Origin of the sequence: Pandoraea captiosa (assembly GCF_902459775.1) — a bacterium.
Classification (GTDB): domain Bacteria; phylum Pseudomonadota; class Gammaproteobacteria; order Burkholderiales; family Burkholderiaceae; genus Pandoraea; species Pandoraea captiosa.
In genome coordinates this window covers 844,722-860,695 of sequence record NZ_CABPSQ010000002.1, presented here as the reverse complement: position 1 = coordinate 860,695, position 15,974 = coordinate 844,722, and the positions used below count along the sequence as shown (strand labels likewise).

The window sequence follows — 15,974 nt, the reverse complement described above, 5'->3', positions numbered from 1 at the left end:
GCCGCCGCCTCACGAGAGAAGCGACGCCGACATGACGCACACGATAAATCCGCCGACCGATTCCCGTCAATATTTTCTCGAGAATTTTTTATTATCTCGATTATTTGTCAACTTTGCGAAAATCCCCCGGAAGCTCCGTATAATCTCGACACGCCGCGCCGACCGGCACTTTCCTCCTGAACCGCCGTAACACCGCTTACCCATGCACAGTCCCCAGTCCTCCGTTCCGAGCGCCGATGCCACGCTGGCCCAAAGCGCCTACCTGCGCTTGCGCAGCGACATCGTCGACGGGCATCTCGCGCCGGGGGAGAAGCTGCGCGTCGAGCACCTGAAGGATCGTTACGAAGTGGGCGCGGGAACCTTGCGCGAGGCGCTGGCGCTACTGGTCGCAGACGCCCTCGTGGTCCAGCACGGACATCGCGGCTTTCGTGTCACGCCCATCTCGCTGGCCGACTTCATCGACATCACCGAGACACGCGTGCAGTTGGAGACCGAAGCGCTTCGTCAGTCCGTGGCGCTTGGCGACGACACGTGGGAAGCCGACCTGACGAGTGCCTTCCATTTGCTCACGCTCGCCGAGGAGCGGCTGGGAGATCCGGCGAACGACAAGACCGGCGACGGCGGCCGGTTTGCCCAATGGGAGACGCGCAACCGCGCGTTTCACGAAGTGTTGATTCGCGCGTGTCCGTCGCGCTGGCTGCATCACTTTCTGGCGATTCTCTATCGCCAGTCGGAGCGCTATCGCCGCCTGTCGATCACGCACCGTCCGGTGCCGCGCGACGTGCATGAAGAGCATCAGGCGATTTTCGACGCCTGTCTCGCACGCGACGCCGACAAGGCGGCGGCGTTGCTTGCGGCACACATTCGCAAGACGCTCGAAGCGGTGCGCGAGTTGCCCGACGCCGTGATCAACGCCGGGACCGTACCGCTCGCGACCGTTCGCTAACGGCCGCAGCCACCGCTCCCGCTACCGCCCCGCAGCCGTTCAGCGCGGCAGACTGTCGCGCACGATCTGTGCGAAGTAACGCGCGCCGAGCGGCAGAATCGCGTCGTTGAAGTCGTAGCAGGCGTTGTGCAGCGGAATCGCCCCCGGTTCGTCGCCACTGCCGTTGCCGATGAAGGCAAAGTTGCCCGGCACGTGCTGCAAGAACACACCGAAGTCCTCCGACGCCATCACCGGCGCGACGTCTGCGTCAACCATCGCCTCGCCAGCGACGACCGTGGCGGCACGCACGGCCAGCGCCGTGTTCTCCGCCCAGTTCATCGTCGGTGCGAACTCGTGCGTGTACTCGAACTCGCAATGCGCGCCGTGCATGGCGCAGATACCCATGCAGATCTCGCGCATGCGCGTCTCCAGCAGTTGCTGCACGTGGGGTGTATAGCTGCGTGTGTCGCCTTTGATCACGACGTTCGTCGGGATCGCATTGCGGATGCCGTCCGTGATGAACTCGGTGCACGACACCACCGCCGATTCCCCCGGGTCGACACTGCGCGATACCACCGTCTGTAGCGCCACGACGATCTGCGCGCCGATCACCAGCGGATCCACCCCCATGTGAGGCCGCGCCGCGTGCGTGCCCCTGCCGCGGATGCGGATGACAAAGTTGTCCTCGCTCGCCATGATCCCGCCGGTGCGCGTGGCAATGCGTCCCGTCGGTATGCCGGGCATGTTGTGAACCCCGTAGATTGCATCGATGGGGAAGCGCTCCAGCAGGCCGTCCGCGATCATCGCCTTCGCGCCACGGCCGTGCTCCTCCGCCGGCTGGAAGATGAAGCGCACGGTGCCGTTGAAGTCGCGCGACTCGGCGAGCAATTTCGCCGCGCCCAGCACCATCGACATATGGCCGTCGTGACCGCATGCGTGCATCTTGCCGGGCACTTGCGACGCGTAGCTGCGCCCCGGCGCGTGCTCGGCGATCGACAGCGCGTCCATATCGGCGCGAATGCCGATCGCTCCGTTGCCGCTACCGCTTCCGTCCGCATTACCGACCCGCAGATTCGCCACGATGCCCGTGCCGCCAATGTGCCGATGCACGTCCAGCCCGAGGCTTTCGAGAATCGTCGCGACCGTGTGCGACGTCGAGACTTCCTCGAATCCGGTCTCCGGCTGACGATGAAAGGCATGCCGCCAACCGGTGAGCGCCTTTGCGAAATAGGTGTCTTGCACGATGTCCTGACGCATCCCTACCCCCTGCCGTGATCGATGGTGACATCGATGGTGATGTTAACGTGCCAGCCACGCCTGCTGGCGTTGCGTGACCGACGATGCCGACTCTCCCACGAGCGCGGCATAGACCGACGGCGCTGTCGCGCCCTCGGTACTGATGAGCAGCACGCGCGCGTCAGGCGTGAGGCCCAGCGCCGCCGCCGTCGCCGGTGTTGCCGCCGCGTGCATCAGTCCGGCAAGCCCGGCAACACCCGATTCGCCCGCGACGAACGGCACGTCGTTGTCACTGCCGCGCGCGAGTTGCTTCATCGCCTGCACGGCCTGCGCATCGGTGACCGTCATGAACGCATCGACCGACGATTGCAGGAAGCGCCAGGCGAGCGGCGATGTTTCGCCGCAAGCCAGCCCCGCCATCACGGAATCCACCGATCCGGAAGCCGATGCCGGCTTGCCTGCCAGGGCGCTCTGATACAGACAGTCGGCCTGCTCCGGCTCCACGACCACGAACGTCGGGCGCCACGCACCCCATCGCTCCCAGAGATAACTCACGGCCCCCGCCGCCAGGCCGCCCACGCCGCCTTGCACGAAGACATGCGTGACCGGGCACGCCGCGTCCTGTTGCGCCGCGCCGTGCGCCAGCGTCTCGCAGACCTCCGCCGCCACGATGCCGTAGCCCTGCATGACGTCGCGCGGAATGACCTCATATCCCTCGTAGGACGTATCGGATACGACATACCAGCCGTTGCGCGCGGCCAGCGCCGCCGCTTCGGCGACGGACTCGTCGTAATTGCCCGCGATACGTACGATCTGCGCGCCGTACGCGGCAATCGCCTGCTCGCGCTCGTCGCTGACATGCGCGTGCAGGACGATGACACAGCGACAACCGATGCTTTGCGCCGCTGCGGCCAGCGCGCGGCCGTGATTGCCGTCCGTGGCGCTGATCGCCGTAAATCCGCTCAGTGCGTCGCGATGCTCGCCCCTGAACAGCGACCGGGCCGTGAAGCCTTGCCCTTCGAACCGACGCAACAGCAGGCGAACCAGCGCGATGGGCGCACCGAGCGCCTTGAAGCTGCCGAGCGCGGCGCGCTGCGCCTCGTCCTTGACCAGCACGCTGCGCACCCCGAGCGACGCCGCCAGATCGGGCAACGAACGCAGCGGCGTGCTGCCGGGCGTCAGACCGTCCCAATGCGAAAGCCATTCGCGGCTCTGCCCGGCGCGGGCAATGCTCATGATGTCCTGAAGATCGGACGGATATGGCGCACGCGCGGCATGCGGATTGAGGTAAAGCATTCGGGGGGCTCCGGTAGGGCGAGAGATACGAAAAACGCTCACGCAATTACTACGCGATTACTGCGCGACGCCGAGACGTCGGGCCACGACATCGAGCAGCACTTCGGCACCGCGTACGAGCTGATCGTCGTCGGTATGCTCGCGCGGGTTATGGCTGATGCCGCCCCGGCTCGGCACGAAAATCATGGCGGCAGGCGCGATGCGCGCGATCATCTGCGCATCGTGACCCGCGCCCGACGTCATGCGCCGGTACGACAGCCCCATGCGCTTCACGCTGGCCTCGATGGCATCTGCCAGTTCGGCATCAAAGACAACCGGCGCGAATCGCGCGAGCCGCTCGGTCGATACCCGAACCCCTTCCTGGGCCGCCATCCTCGCGAGAAAATCGGCCAGCATCGCTTCGCTTTGCGTGAGACGTTCGTCGTTCGGGTCGCGCATGTCGACCGTGAATACCGCCTTGCGCGCAATTACGTTGATGACACCCGGCTCAAACTTCATGGTGCCCACGGTCGCGAGCGTCGTGCCGGACTCGACCGCAATGCGCCGAAGTTCGGCCACGGCCGCGGCGGCGACGTAACCGGCATCGTGACGCAGGTGCGTCGGTGTGGTGCCCGCATGGTTCGCGTTGCCCTGCACCGTGATCTGTTGCCACGAGATGCCCTGCAAACGTTCCACGACGCCGATCTCCAGCCCTTCCGCTTCCAGAATCGGGCCTTGTTCGATGTGTAGTTCGAGATATTCGTGCGGCACGAGCGTGCCAGGCTCCATGTCGCCGGCATAGCCAATGCGAACGAGTTCGTCGCCCAGACGAGCGCCATCCGTGCCGATCGCGTCAAGCGCCTCGTCGACCGACAAGCCCCCCGCGTGCACCAGCGACCCCATCATGTCGGGGTGAAAGCGCGCGCCTTCCTCATTGGTGAATGCCGCGACCGTGATCGGACGCGACGGCACGATGCCCGCCTCGCGAAATGCCCGCGCGACGGCCAGACCGCCGAGCACGCCATAGCAGCCATCGAGCGCACCGGCGTTGATGACGGTATCGATGTGCGAGCCCATCATCAGGGGGCGCGGCTTCGCTCCGGAGGCGTCGCGCGCACCGCTCTCGCCCGGCAGCGTGCCGAAGATGTTGCCGATGCGGTCGATCTGTACATCGAGATCGAGCGCGCGCATCCACGCAACGACGCGATCGCGACCCGCCTTCTCGTCATCGGTGAGCGCAACGCGCGTACGGCCGCCTGCCACCGGGTCGGCACCGATTTCGCCGAGTTCGCGTAGTTGCTGCAACATGACGGGGCCGTTCAGACGGAGGGCGCAGGCTTTCGTGTCGGACATGAGTCGGTCGTTGTACTTGTCGGAATGGGAAGACGTTCAGCAAATGCCGCAGATGATGTGCCACTGCGGCGATCCGCGAAGTTACCGCTAGCGGAGTATCATCCGGCTGCCTGAATAATATTCCGGAGAGCGCGTACGATTTTCGCGTTTTTGGCGTCCCGATCGAATTTTTATTGCGCACCATGAGCCTCGACAGCTACGACATCGCCCTGCTCGCGGCGATCCAGCAAGACGCGACGACACCCCAGCACGCGCTCGGCGCGCAGGTGAATCTCTCGTCGGCCGCCGTGAACCGGCGACTGAAGAAACTGGCGGACGAAGGGGTGACGCGCAAGACGGTGTCGCTCGTCGACCCGGAACAGGTGGGCTATCCGCTCACGATCATTACGGAAGTCGAGGTCGAGAATGAGCGCCTCGACCTGCTCGACGCGATGAAGCGCAGCTTTCTGGCGTGCCCGCAGGTGCAGCAGTGCTATTACGTCGCAGGCGAATGCGACTTCGTGGTGATCATGGTCGTGCAGAACATGGCGCAATACACGGCGCTCACGCGAGCGCTGTTCTTCGAGAGCAACAACGTCAAGCGCTTCAAGACGCTGGTCTCGATGAGCAACGTCAAGGTCGGGCTGGAAGTGCCGCTCGACGCCGTCGCCGCGCGCTGACGGGCACTGGGCGCAGAGCGCCGATATCGATCGACGAGCGGCGGCCGGCGAGCAAAACGCCGCGAAGCGCGCGCTCAGGACGTAGCGCCGATTTCCTCTCGCAGCATCTCGACGAACGTGCGCATCGTTGCGACGCGTCGCCGCGCGATGGCCTTGCTCGCGTTCGTCGTGAGCCCGTCCTCAAGATGAAAGAGCTTTGCCTCGAAGTGATCGAGTGCGAAGCGGCGATCTTCCAGCGCCCGGTCCCCGGCAAACGGATCGATCGGGTCGTACAGGCGCGAGCCCATGCGCCCCGCGACATAGAACGTGCGCGCGATGCCGATGGCGCCGATGGCGTCGAGCCGGTCGGCGTCGCGCAGGATACCGGCTTCGCGCGAGTTCGGCGCAATGCCCGCCGAAAAGCTATGCGCCTCGATGACGTGCGCCGTGGCGTCGATACGCCCGGCCGCCCAGCCCATCGCCTGCAGGATGCCGCGCGCCTTGTCGGCTGACAGGCGCGAGGCCTGCGCGCGACGCGGATCGTTCTTCTCGACCGCCACGCAATCGTGCAGCAGCGTGGCCACTGCGAGCATTTCCAGATCGATCGCCGATTCAGACGATTCGGACGATTCGGACGATTCGGACGATTCGCGCGCGTCGTACGCTTCACGCGCTTCCTGCGCCGCGATCTCCTTGACCAGCGTCCACACGCGAATGAGATGCGACCAGTCGTGCGAACCGTCGTCGCTGTCGGCGTGTGCCGCCATGCCCAGCGTGTCCAGCACGGCGGTAATCGTCGACTCGTAGGGGGTGAAGGCGTGCGCGAGCATGTGATGTAAAGACCGTCGATGCAAAGCACACGATTTTACCCGCGGACAACGAAAAAGCCCCGAAGACCTTCCGATCTTCGGGGCGCGTCCAACGTTACCTGCCGTTGTACGTCAAAGGCGCTTTGCCTGACGAATGCTGCGCAGGAACGCGCGCGTGCGCTCCTGCTGCGGATCGCCGAAGATCTGCTCCGGCGGCCCTTCTTCGCAGACCGCTCCGTCACACAGGAAGCAAACCTTCGACGCCACTTCGCGTGCGAATCCCATCTCGTGCGTGGCGAGCAGCATCGTCATGCCTTCTTGCGCCAGATCGCGCACGATGTTGAGCACTTCGGACACCAATTCGGGATCGAGCGCCGACGTGATTTCGTCGAGCAACAACACCATCGGATCCATCGCCAGCGCGCGTACGATGGCCACGCGCTGCTGCTGTCCGCCCGACATGCGGTCAGGGTACTCGTTCGCCTTGTGCGCAAGACCGAAGCGTTCGAGCAACGCCATCGCACGGGCCTGCGCCTCGCGCCCGGGTTGCTTGAGCACGCGGATCGGTGCAAGGGTCACATTCTCCAGCACGGTCATGTGCGGGAACAGGTTGTAGCCCTGGAACACGATGCCGATATCGCGGCGCAGGGAATTGACGTCCACACCCGGGCCGGTAATGCGCTCGCCGTGCACGAGAATCTCGCCCGCGTCGATCGGCTCCAGGCCGTTGATACAGCGCAGCAGCGTCGACTTGCCGGAGCCGGACGGCCCGATGAGGCAAACCACCTGATGCTCTTCCACCGTCATCGCCAGACCGTTGATGACCGACACGTCGCCATACGACTTGGCAATGTCGCGAATCTCGATGAATGACATGGTCGTTCGCTCCTCAGGCGCCACCCGCACGCATGCGGGCACGGTCGCGTTTTGCCATCCGTTCCACGAAACGCACCTGCGGAACCGAGATGATGATGAACAGAATGGCTACGGTCGTTGCCGCCGACAGGTTGTAGTGGTTCGACGCGATCACCATCGACTGATTGAAAGCGTCGATCACGCCGACCACGTTCACGAGCGCCGTGTCCTTCTGCAACGCGATGAAGGCATTGAGCAGCGGTGGAATGATCTGACGAATGCCCTGAGGCAGCACCACGAAGCGCAGCGTCTGCGTGTACGACAGGCCGAGCGAGCGGGCTGCGGCGACCTGAGACCAGTGCACGCCCTGAATGCCGGCGCGATAGATCTCTGCGACGTAGGCCCCGACGGTCAGCGTCAATGCGATCACCACGTAGGTGGTCAGCGACAGATCCTTCAGGATCGGCACGCCGGTGAGCGGCAGACCGAAGCCGACCAGATAGATCACCAGCACGGCAGGCATCGCCCGGAAGATGTCCACATAGGCCGTGGCGATGAAACGTAGCGGCTTGCCGGCATTGCCAGGGGCGAACATCGCCAGCGCAACGATCAGTCCCCAGATCAGCACGAAGACTTCCGCAATCAGGAAAATCTTCACGTTCACCCAGAAGGCTTCGAGCACGAGCGGGAACGTCTTGACGATCAGCGGCACGAGGAAGAATGTCTTCGCCACCGCCAGATCGTTCGCCAGGACGAACTGCAACGCGAGCACGACGATCAGTTGCGCAAGCGTGTAGCCCAGCGTGATCCAGCTTTGCACCCCGGCTTCCGACTTCGCGACGCGCGCCGCCACGACATCGCGCCGCGACGTGGCGCGCCCGAAGTCCCGATAGCGCGCAAACGCACGCGCGAGCGGCCAGAGCACGACTAGCGACGCCACTCCGAGCACGCCGGTGCCCACCGGCACCCACCAGCCGCCGAGCTGATTGGCAAGCAGCCCCTCACGAAACGCGATGATCGTATAGATGCTGCTGGCGATGGCGAGCGCCGCCCCCAGTAGGGCACACAGACACAACACCGTGGGCGCGGCGGGCATGCCGCCGATGTTCAGGCGACGCTCCCGGCCCATGCTGCCGAGGATCGCCCCCGGCGCCTTTTGCGTGGATTGGCTCATGGTCGTGGCGACCTCACGGCGTCAGGACAGGCAGCTTGGCGGGATCGGCACCGAGGCTCGGCACGAGATACTGCGTGGCCAGACGGTCGAACGTGCCGTCTTTCTTCATCTCGGCGATCAGTTTGTTGAACGCCGCGAGATTCGGCGAGTCCTTGTTGACGAGGCCGCCCCATTGTTCGCTGGTGTCGTAACGGCCCACCACTTCGAAACGGCCTTCCGACTTCTTCGCGATGGACAGCACGTTCGGCGTGTCGTACAGCACGGCATCGACCTGACCGGCAGCAAGGGCGGCGTACATGGCGGCGGCGTCGGTGTAGACCTTGGGATGCTCGGCGACCTTCACCTTGTCCGTCAGGTACGGCAGGATCGTGGTGCCCTGCTTCACGCCCAGACGCATCTTCTTGATGCTGTCCTTGTCGACCTTCGTGCCGGTCTTCACGAGAATGCCCTGATCGGAGCTGAAGTACGGATCGGTGAAATTCACGACCTTCTTGCGCTCATCGGTGATGGTGATTTCGCTCAGCGCGATATCGAAGCCCTTGGCCTGTCCTGCCACCACCTGCGCAAACGAGCGGTTGACGACGATCACGCGATCGAGACCGGCGCGGTGGGCCATGTTGGCGGCCATGCAGTACTCGAAGCCGTCTTTGATGGTGTCGGGCGAGTCGCCGTTCCACCAGCCCGGCGCCGGTAGCACGGGACGCACCGACAGTGCGCCCGGCGTTACCGTTTCGAGCTTGACCGAACCGCGCGTGCCGGTGACCTGACAGTTGCCGTAGTCGGGAGCCGCCGAGGCTGCCGTCGACAACGCACAGAGGCCGCCCAGCATGAGCGGAATGAGCAGTGTGCGCAGCGGGGCGGTCTTGCGGATTGCGCGTTTCTTGTCCTGCCGTTCGATCGGGGTCATGGGGAAGTCTCTCCTTGCGTCTTGCGTTTGTGGGTCCGGCGCTGCGAGCATCGCCGCATCGCAGCGTTGCAGGGGCACAGCATCACAGGGTCATGGGGTCTTGGGGGATTGGGGTTACAGGGGCAACGCGGCGGCGGGTTGGGCAATGCCGCCATGCGGCTTGCCGGCGCCGACGTCGCCCCACAGGACGGCGTGGTCTTCGGGCAACGCGCGCGAGTTCGGCATCGACAGCCACAGACGCATGAGCATGCGATCCTGACCGGTCTGCACGTCGTCCACGAAGGCGGTGCGGCCGTGGTACACGATGTGATTGTTCAGCAGTTGAATGTCGCCCGGGGCGAAGCGCATCTGGAAGCACTCTTCTTCGGCCAGCGCCAGGAGCATCTGGATCGCTTCATGCTCGGCGTCGCTGAGCTTGCGCACGCCCGGAAGCATCTGGGCGTTCTCAATATAAGTGAGCGAGAAGTGGCTCGTCAGCTTGCCGTCTCGCACGCCGAAAATCGGCAAGTCGTAGGCAATGTGCTCGCCGCCGGCTTCTTCGCCGAAGCGGCTGCGCGGGATCGGCTTGCACAGCAGAGCGTGCAGGTCAGGGCGACGCTTGAGCATCTCGTTGTAGACGGTCGCACTGCTGGCGAGCTTGCTCACACCGCCTTCTGACGCCTGACGCACACACAACAGGCCCACGACGTCGCAACGATCGGTGTGAAAGCGCAGTTGGCCGGGAGACAGCGTACGGGCGCCCGACGAGAGGAACTGCTTGCCCGAGCTGTCGACGGTCGCGCCATACAGCTTCGCGCCCACGCCCATGCCTTCGTCCTTGATTTCGCGCATGACTTCGCCACGGCAGTTCTGGAACATCGGCGTGCCCAGATGCGCACCGAGCGCGTACCAGATGCGACGCAGTGCTTCGGCGTCGTAGCGGCTCACGTCGAGGCCGCGGATCTTCACCATGCCCGAACCGTTTTCGAGTTCTTCGCGAACGTCGTCGAAAAATGCGCCCGCGTCGGGCAGCGGAAAGTTCTGACGATTGATGTCGCGCCAGGCGACGTTGCGCGTCTGTTCCACCGCCGCATCGATCTGATTGAGCACCACCGCCGGGAACGTCTTGACCCAACGGTCGTTGTTCAGCATTTCGGCACCGCGCCACACGGCAGCCCCCTGAAGACGCTTCGATTCAGACATGAAATCCTCCTGATAGATGTGGATGAGTCGTTCGCCCTACGTTGTATATACATGTAAAGACATTACACCCAGGTTCTCGATTCCGGCAATCAGGGGTTGCGTCGGATCAGGGAAAGTCCTAGCCCTGGAAAACAACACAGCGGCGAGGTGTCCTGGATACGCTTCACATGGCCACGCGGGCGCACACAGCGCCTCGTCGGCACACAACGGGCGAGACAGGTGACGGGCTCGACATCCCACGCGGGACGGCCCGACCGCCCGGGCACACATGACCCGGGTCACCCGGACTATACGCGAACAAAAATGGGGCCGTATATTATTTATTCATTTCGTATACGATTTGACGCAACCGACGACCGCCGGGAGTCATGAAACCGTATGACGAAAAGACTGGGGTAACGCTTACGCCTTCGCGTTCAGCCGGAAGAACGCCATCACTTCGCGTTGCGTTTGTTCGAGGTGTTTGCGCAGTAGTCGGACAGCGGTTTTGGTGTCGCCGGCGGCACAGGCCCGATGGATGGCGATGTGCTCGTCGGTGGAGCGCTGGTGATCGTTGACCGCAGACAGATGCGCGCGCAGAAATCGCCCCATGCGTTCCTGAGCGGCATATGCCGTGGCAACCAGACGCGGACGATTGGCCGGCGCGTACAGCGCCTGATGGAAGGCGAGATTCAGTTCGCTCCACGACTGTGGCGTGTCCGCGTTCGCATAGCGTTGGAGCCACTGCTCCGCTACGGCCAGATCGCTGGGCGCCATGTTGGGCACGGCCAGTTCCAGCGCGCGACATTCGAGCGCGATACGCATGTCGAGCATCTCGACGCAGTCCGTCACCGTGAGCGGCGTGACAAACGCCCCGGCATTGCGCCTGAGGACCACCCATCCTTCCGATTGCAGACGCATCAGCGCTTCGCGCACCGGAATCTTGCTCACGCCCAGATGCGCCGCAATCTCGTCCTGACGAATCGGCGCGCCCTCGGACAGTTCGCCCGACAGAATCTGCCGACGAATTTCCGCATAGGCGCGTTCTGCCGTCGATAGCGAGGCGGTATCGCTGTTGGCGGGCGAGTGCGCGGGAATGAATCGGGTCACGGAGACGTCGGACAAGGCCGGAGTGAATGGCACGGGGATTATACAGTTGCGCCATTCCGTATACGTTTGAGTACCCGACGGAGCGTCTGGCTTCGTCATGTCGCGAAGCACCGAGCGCGGGTGCAGGACGTCGAGGGACGCAACGCCGGAGATCGGTGGCTCGCGGCGTCGGTCGTTCTCGCTGACATCAGCCGCGACGCGGCGTCTCGACGGGTGGGGTGCCGTCGTGAAAGAGCGTTTTCAATTGTGATCGAAGCTCGGGGGAGTCGGCGTGCTTGTGGACCGTCACCGCATGCTGAACGGCAGCCTCCAGCAGCTCGCTCTCCGAGTCCGCGCTGAGGGCGACGGAGCAGTTCGTTTCACTTGGAAATTCCCGGCAATCGATGTATTTGCGGGTCATGATGGTCTCCTGATACCGAACGAAGCGACGGGGCGAGCGAACACGGCGTTCGCTCAAAAAAAGTATAGGTCGCAGGCGCCCCGCGCGACACTCGTTGCGCTCGGGGCACTTCGTGGTATTCGCGGCTCACCTCGCCCAGACGACGAGCAGATGCAGAGGCAATGTCACCGCAGCGGTCAACGCGACGCCCGCGCACCACAGGGCAACGAACCATAACGCCTGTCGACGTCGGCGTCGGGTCCTTTCGTGAATATCGTCGGCATGTCTCATCGTGCATCTCCCGGCATCGCGCGGGCCATCAGAATCTCCGGCATGCATTTTCGGATCTCATCGACGGCCAGCCGAATCCGCAAAGGAAACGGATGCTTCGACTGGATCAGAAGATGCAGGTCCAGCGGACGCACTTCGTAGCCGGGAAGCACCGGCACGAGGCTGCCGTCTCTTAGCGAATCGATACACGCGGGCACTTTGACCACGCCGATGCCCGCCGCGCTGCGCAGCATGTCGTACATCGGCCGCCAATGGCTCGTCGTCATTGCCGTGCGAATCGGCGTGGCGCGTTCGTGCCCCCAGGGATCGACCAGCGGCAGCAGTTCGTTGTCGAAATCGCCTTTGATGCGAATGAACGGGTGGTCCGCCAGGTCGTCTTTCCCGTGAATGGCGCCAGCGCGTGCCAGGTACGACGGCGCGGCCACGAGCATGCGTGGCACCTGCCCCAGCTTGCAGGCAACGAAACTCCCGTCCGTCAGTCGTCCAAGTCGAAACGACAGGTCCACCCCTTCCGAGATCAGGTCCAGGGCACGATCCTCCAACACCAGGTCGAAGGTCATCGACGGGCAAACGTCACGCAGGTGGCGCAACGCCTCGGGAATGATGCCTTCGCCGAGGCAATGCGGCGCAGATATCCGGAGGTACCCCTTCAACAGCGCATGGTCTCGCGACACTTCGGAAACCGCTTGCGCGGCGGCCTCGACCACCTGCTTGCTGTGCGTGTAGAAAATCTCCCCTTCCGGCGTGCACTTGAACGCCCGGGTACTGCGTTGCAGCAACTGACAACCGAGAAACTGTTCGAGACGCTCGATGCGCTCGCTCACTGCCGATTGTCCGATGCCGAGATCGCGTGCCGCACTCGAAATGCCGGCACGCTCGACGACGCGCGTGTATACGCGCATGGCCTCAAGCAGGTTCATCGCAACCTCCCGCTGTGGGCGTTCGAACGGGAACGGGCAAGCCCGCTCGCGTGATTTTCAGTCGTCCTTTTCCGGTTGCCATGATCGTGCCTTCGATATCTGTTGACTGAAGGTTAGCGCTCGAAAACCGATGTGTGAGTGCACAAAAACGGCGACATCCGAAGAGTACAGTTCTGATAGAGTTGTGCGAGCCCCGCGCAGACCATCGGAATCCGGGGCGCAGGGCGGGACGTCGTCAGGGAGCGAGCACGAAATGAGACTTTACGAGACGCTGGCAGGCGACATCGAAGGCCAGATCCGCAAAGGTGTCTATCAGCCCGGGGAACGTCTGCCTTCGGTGCGGCAAACGAGCCAGCAGCGCCAGATCAGCATTACAACGGTGATCCGGGCCTACCTGCTGCTCGAAAGCCGTGGCCTGATCGTCAGTCGCCCGCAATCGGGATACTTCGTCAGCCCGCACGAGGGCGGCGGCGCGCAACTCGCCTCACCGGCCAGCCCAAAACCGATCGCCATTTCGGCTTCCGTCGACGTGAGCCGGCTGGTGCTGTCCACGCTTCGATCGATCTCCGCCAACGACGCCGTTCCGCTGGGGTCGCCCTATCCGGACCCGGCCGCGTTTCCCTTCGAGAAGCTCAACCGCTACGCGTACGCCGCCGCGCGCGACGATTCGTTGCGCGGCATGAAGAACGCACTGCCTCCCGGTCACCCCAAGCTGATCCGACAGATCGCCAAGCGCTACTCCGAGAAGGGGGTGAGCGTCGATCCTGCCGAGATCATCGTGACGGTGGGCGCGACGGAAGCCATCAATCTCTGCCTTCAGGCCGTGGCCAAACCGGGGGACGTGGTGGCCGTGGAGTCGCCGACCTTCTACGCCATGCTGCACGCGATCGAGCGCATGGGCATGAAGGCCATCGAGATTCCGACCGATCCGGCGCGCGGCATCGACGTGCAGGCGCTCGCCGCCATCGCGAAGGAACAGCGCATCGCCGCATGCATGGTCATGCCGAATTTCCAGAATCCGCTGGGTTTCGAGATGCCGAACGATGCCAAGCGGGCCCTGGTGGCGCTGGCCACCGAGCTGGAGATGCCAATCATCGAAAACGGCGTATACAACGAGCTGTATTACGGCGAGTCGTATCCGACAACGCTCAAGCAGTTCGACACCGCCGGACTGGTACTGCATTGTTCATCGTTTTCGAAGACGCTGGCGTCGGCCTACCGTATCGGCTGGGCGCTGCCGGGACGATACCGGGATCAGGTCGAGAAACTGAAGTTTCTGAACACGCTCACGACGGCGTCCATCCCGCAGATCGCGATCGCGGAGTTTCTGGAGCGCGACGGATACGAGCATCATCTGCGCCGACTTCGCAAGACCTACGCCCAACAGGCCAATCTCATGAAAGCCATCGTGACGCGCTTTTTCCCCGAGGGGACGCGGCCTTCGAATCCTGCCGGCGGCTACGTGCTGTGGGTGGAGTTGCCCCGCACGGTCGACGGCATGAAGCTCTATGAGCAGGCGCTCGAACGCGGCATTACCATCGGGCCCGGATACATGTTCTCGGCCTCCGGCAGCTACCCCAACTTCATTCGCCTGAACTACAGCACACCGTGGTCGCCCGAAATCGAGCAGGCCGTCATTACGGTCGGCAAACTGGCAGGCACCTGCGCACGCCAGCGCGTGCCGACGCCGGGCGCGCGGTGAACGGTGAACAGCGAGCGGTGAGCGGTCTCATCGCTCGCGATTCGCGCGCATGGATCGCAACACGCCTGAGGGGACGAGGCATGCGCTACGGCCACCTCAGCCGCCCACCAATGACATGCGAATCGTCGGATACTGACGTCTGTCGCCGTGCGCGCCGCGCTGGCCCCTACGTTCGGAATAGTTGTCGCCGCGTGACTGCCAACGGGTGCGAACCGCCTCCGCGAGTCGCGCCGGCGACGCCCCGTCGCTCAGCCACGGCCTGAGGTCCATGCCCTGGGTGGCGAACAGACAGGTATAGAGCTGCCCGTCGGAGGAAACCCGCGCCCGTGTGCAATCGCCGCAAAACGGTTGCGAAACGCTGGCAATGAAGCCGACTTCCGACACAACTTCCGAGCCGTCGTCCTCATGCCGATAATTGACGGACGTGCTGCCGGGTCTCACGGTGTCCGTCGCCACGAGCCGATACATCGAAGCCACCGTATCGCGCACTTCTTCGGCCGTCATGACACGCGACATGTCCCAGCCTTCGGCACCACCCACATCCATGTATTCGATAAAGCGAAGCGCCACCCCGGTGCCTTTGAAGTAGCGCACCAGCGGCACAATCTGACTGTCGTTCACGCCGCGCTCGATCACCGTATTGACCTTGACCGGTGAGAGCCCCGTCGCACTGGCAGCGGCGATACCCTCCAGCACCCGTGCGACCGGCGTATCGGTGTCGGTCATGCGCCGAAACACGGCGTCGTCGAGTGCATCGAGACTCACGGTCACGCGGGTGAGTCCGGCATCGCGCAGGGCACGCGCCTTGTCCTTGAGCAGCACGCCATTGGTGGTCAACGCAATCTCCATAGGTCGGCCGTCCCATGTCGGAATACGGGCAAGCCGCTCGATCAGATGTTCGACACCGCGCCGCAAAAGCGGCTCGCCGCCGGTAATGCGGATCTTGTCGACGCCCAGCGACGCAAAGGCGCGTGCAAGCGTCTCCATCTGATCGAACGACAGGCGCGCCGACGCCGGGAGGAAGGGATACCCGGCGCCAAACGTGTCGCGCGGCATGCAATAGGTGCACCGAAAATTGCATTGATCGATGACGGACAGACGCAGATCGCGAAGCGGCCGCCCGCGCAGGTCCGCGACGGGCGCGCCGTGCGCAACCGGTTGCGCTGACGCAGCGGACACGGAAACAGGGAGGGCTTCGACGATGGCGTTCACGAGACGGACCGTATTCGGCTAGACAAG

At 63.9% G+C, this 15,974-nt stretch carries 15 protein-coding genes; 3 read left to right on the top strand and 12 right to left on the bottom strand.

The window, feature by feature from the left end:
* The first annotated feature begins 202 nt into the window (after nucleotides 1-202).
* On the top strand, nucleotides 203-946 hold the full coding sequence (locus PCA31118_RS09135; RefSeq protein WP_150624898.1) for a GntR family transcriptional regulator: 744 nt from the start codon (nucleotides 203-205) through the stop codon (nucleotides 944-946).
* Nucleotides 947-985: 39 nt separating this feature from the next.
* Here PCA31118_RS09135 and PCA31118_RS09130 read toward each other — a convergent pair whose 3' ends face one another.
* Genes PCA31118_RS09130 through PCA31118_RS09120 form a run of 3 tightly spaced genes read right to left on the bottom strand, consistent with a single transcriptional unit; the run spans nucleotide 986 to nucleotide 4,789 of the window.
* Complete coding sequence (locus PCA31118_RS09130) at nucleotides 986-2,182, bottom strand: M20 aminoacylase family protein (protein WP_150624897.1); 1,197 nt, start codon at nucleotides 2,180-2,182, stop codon at nucleotides 986-988.
* Nucleotides 2,183-2,224: 42 nt separating this feature from the next.
* Nucleotides 2,225-3,457: a diaminopropionate ammonia-lyase gene (locus PCA31118_RS09125; protein WP_150624896.1), complete on the bottom strand. Its 1,233-nt coding sequence runs from the start codon at nucleotides 3,455-3,457 to the stop codon at nucleotides 2,225-2,227.
* A 57-nt stretch (nucleotides 3,458-3,514) separates the two neighbouring features.
* Complete coding sequence (locus PCA31118_RS09120; protein WP_150624895.1) at nucleotides 3,515-4,789, bottom strand: Zn-dependent hydrolase; 1,275 nt, start codon at nucleotides 4,787-4,789, stop codon at nucleotides 3,515-3,517.
* 182 nt (nucleotides 4,790-4,971) lie between these two features.
* Here PCA31118_RS09120 and PCA31118_RS09115 point away from each other — a divergent pair, with 182 nt between their 5' ends.
* Nucleotides 4,972-5,448: an Lrp/AsnC family transcriptional regulator gene (locus PCA31118_RS09115; protein WP_044453918.1), complete on the top strand. Its 477-nt coding sequence runs from the start codon at nucleotides 4,972-4,974 to the stop codon at nucleotides 5,446-5,448.
* A 74-nt stretch (nucleotides 5,449-5,522) separates the two neighbouring features.
* Here the strand turns inward: PCA31118_RS09115 and PCA31118_RS09110 are convergent, their stop codons facing one another.
* The 8 genes from PCA31118_RS09110 to PCA31118_RS09075 all read right to left on the bottom strand — a co-directional run bounded on the left by PCA31118_RS09110 (nucleotide 5,523) and on the right by PCA31118_RS09075 (nucleotide 13,033).
* On the bottom strand, nucleotides 5,523-6,257 hold the full coding sequence (locus tag PCA31118_RS09110) for an HD domain-containing protein (protein WP_150624894.1): 735 nt from the start codon (nucleotides 6,255-6,257) through the stop codon (nucleotides 5,523-5,525).
* Between the two features lie 111 nt (nucleotides 6,258-6,368).
* Entirely contained in the window at nucleotides 6,369-7,112 is a 744-nt protein-coding gene (locus PCA31118_RS09105) for an amino acid ABC transporter ATP-binding protein (RefSeq protein ID WP_150624893.1), read from the bottom strand.
* 13 nt (nucleotides 7,113-7,125) lie between these two features.
* Nucleotides 7,126-8,265, bottom strand: a complete 1,140-nt coding sequence (locus tag PCA31118_RS09100) for an amino acid ABC transporter permease (RefSeq protein ID WP_150624892.1) — start codon at nucleotides 8,263-8,265, stop codon at nucleotides 7,126-7,128.
* Between the two features lie 13 nt (nucleotides 8,266-8,278).
* Nucleotides 8,279-9,172, bottom strand: a complete 894-nt coding sequence (locus PCA31118_RS09095; protein WP_246190144.1) for an ABC transporter substrate-binding protein — start codon at nucleotides 9,170-9,172, stop codon at nucleotides 8,279-8,281.
* A 114-nt stretch (nucleotides 9,173-9,286) separates the two neighbouring features.
* On the bottom strand, nucleotides 9,287-10,354 hold the full coding sequence (locus PCA31118_RS09090) for a TauD/TfdA family dioxygenase (protein WP_150624891.1): 1,068 nt from the start codon (nucleotides 10,352-10,354) through the stop codon (nucleotides 9,287-9,289).
* 402 nt (nucleotides 10,355-10,756) lie between these two features.
* Nucleotides 10,757-11,443 carry a GntR family transcriptional regulator gene (locus PCA31118_RS09085; protein ID WP_246190143.1) on the bottom strand — a complete coding sequence of 229 codons (687 nt, stop codon included), beginning with the start codon at nucleotides 11,441-11,443 and terminating at the stop codon, nucleotides 10,757-10,759.
* Nucleotides 11,444-11,630: 187 nt separating this feature from the next.
* Entirely contained in the window at nucleotides 11,631-11,843 is a 213-nt protein-coding gene (locus PCA31118_RS09080) for a DUF1059 domain-containing protein (protein WP_150624889.1), read from the bottom strand.
* A 266-nt stretch (nucleotides 11,844-12,109) separates the two neighbouring features.
* Nucleotides 12,110-13,033 carry a LysR family transcriptional regulator gene (locus PCA31118_RS09075; protein WP_150624888.1) on the bottom strand — a complete coding sequence of 308 codons (924 nt, stop codon included), beginning with the start codon at nucleotides 13,031-13,033 and terminating at the stop codon, nucleotides 12,110-12,112.
* 253 nt (nucleotides 13,034-13,286) lie between these two features.
* Between PCA31118_RS09075 and PCA31118_RS09070 the strand changes: the two genes are divergently transcribed.
* On the top strand, nucleotides 13,287-14,735 hold the full coding sequence (locus PCA31118_RS09070; protein ID WP_150624887.1) for an aminotransferase-like domain-containing protein: 1,449 nt from the start codon (nucleotides 13,287-13,289) through the stop codon (nucleotides 14,733-14,735).
* 96 nt (nucleotides 14,736-14,831) lie between these two features.
* Here the strand turns inward: PCA31118_RS09070 and moaA are convergent, their stop codons facing one another.
* Complete coding sequence (moaA, locus tag PCA31118_RS09065) at nucleotides 14,832-15,947, bottom strand: GTP 3',8-cyclase MoaA (RefSeq protein WP_150624886.1); 1,116 nt, start codon at nucleotides 15,945-15,947, stop codon at nucleotides 14,832-14,834.
* Nucleotides 15,948-15,974 lie beyond the last annotated feature (27 nt).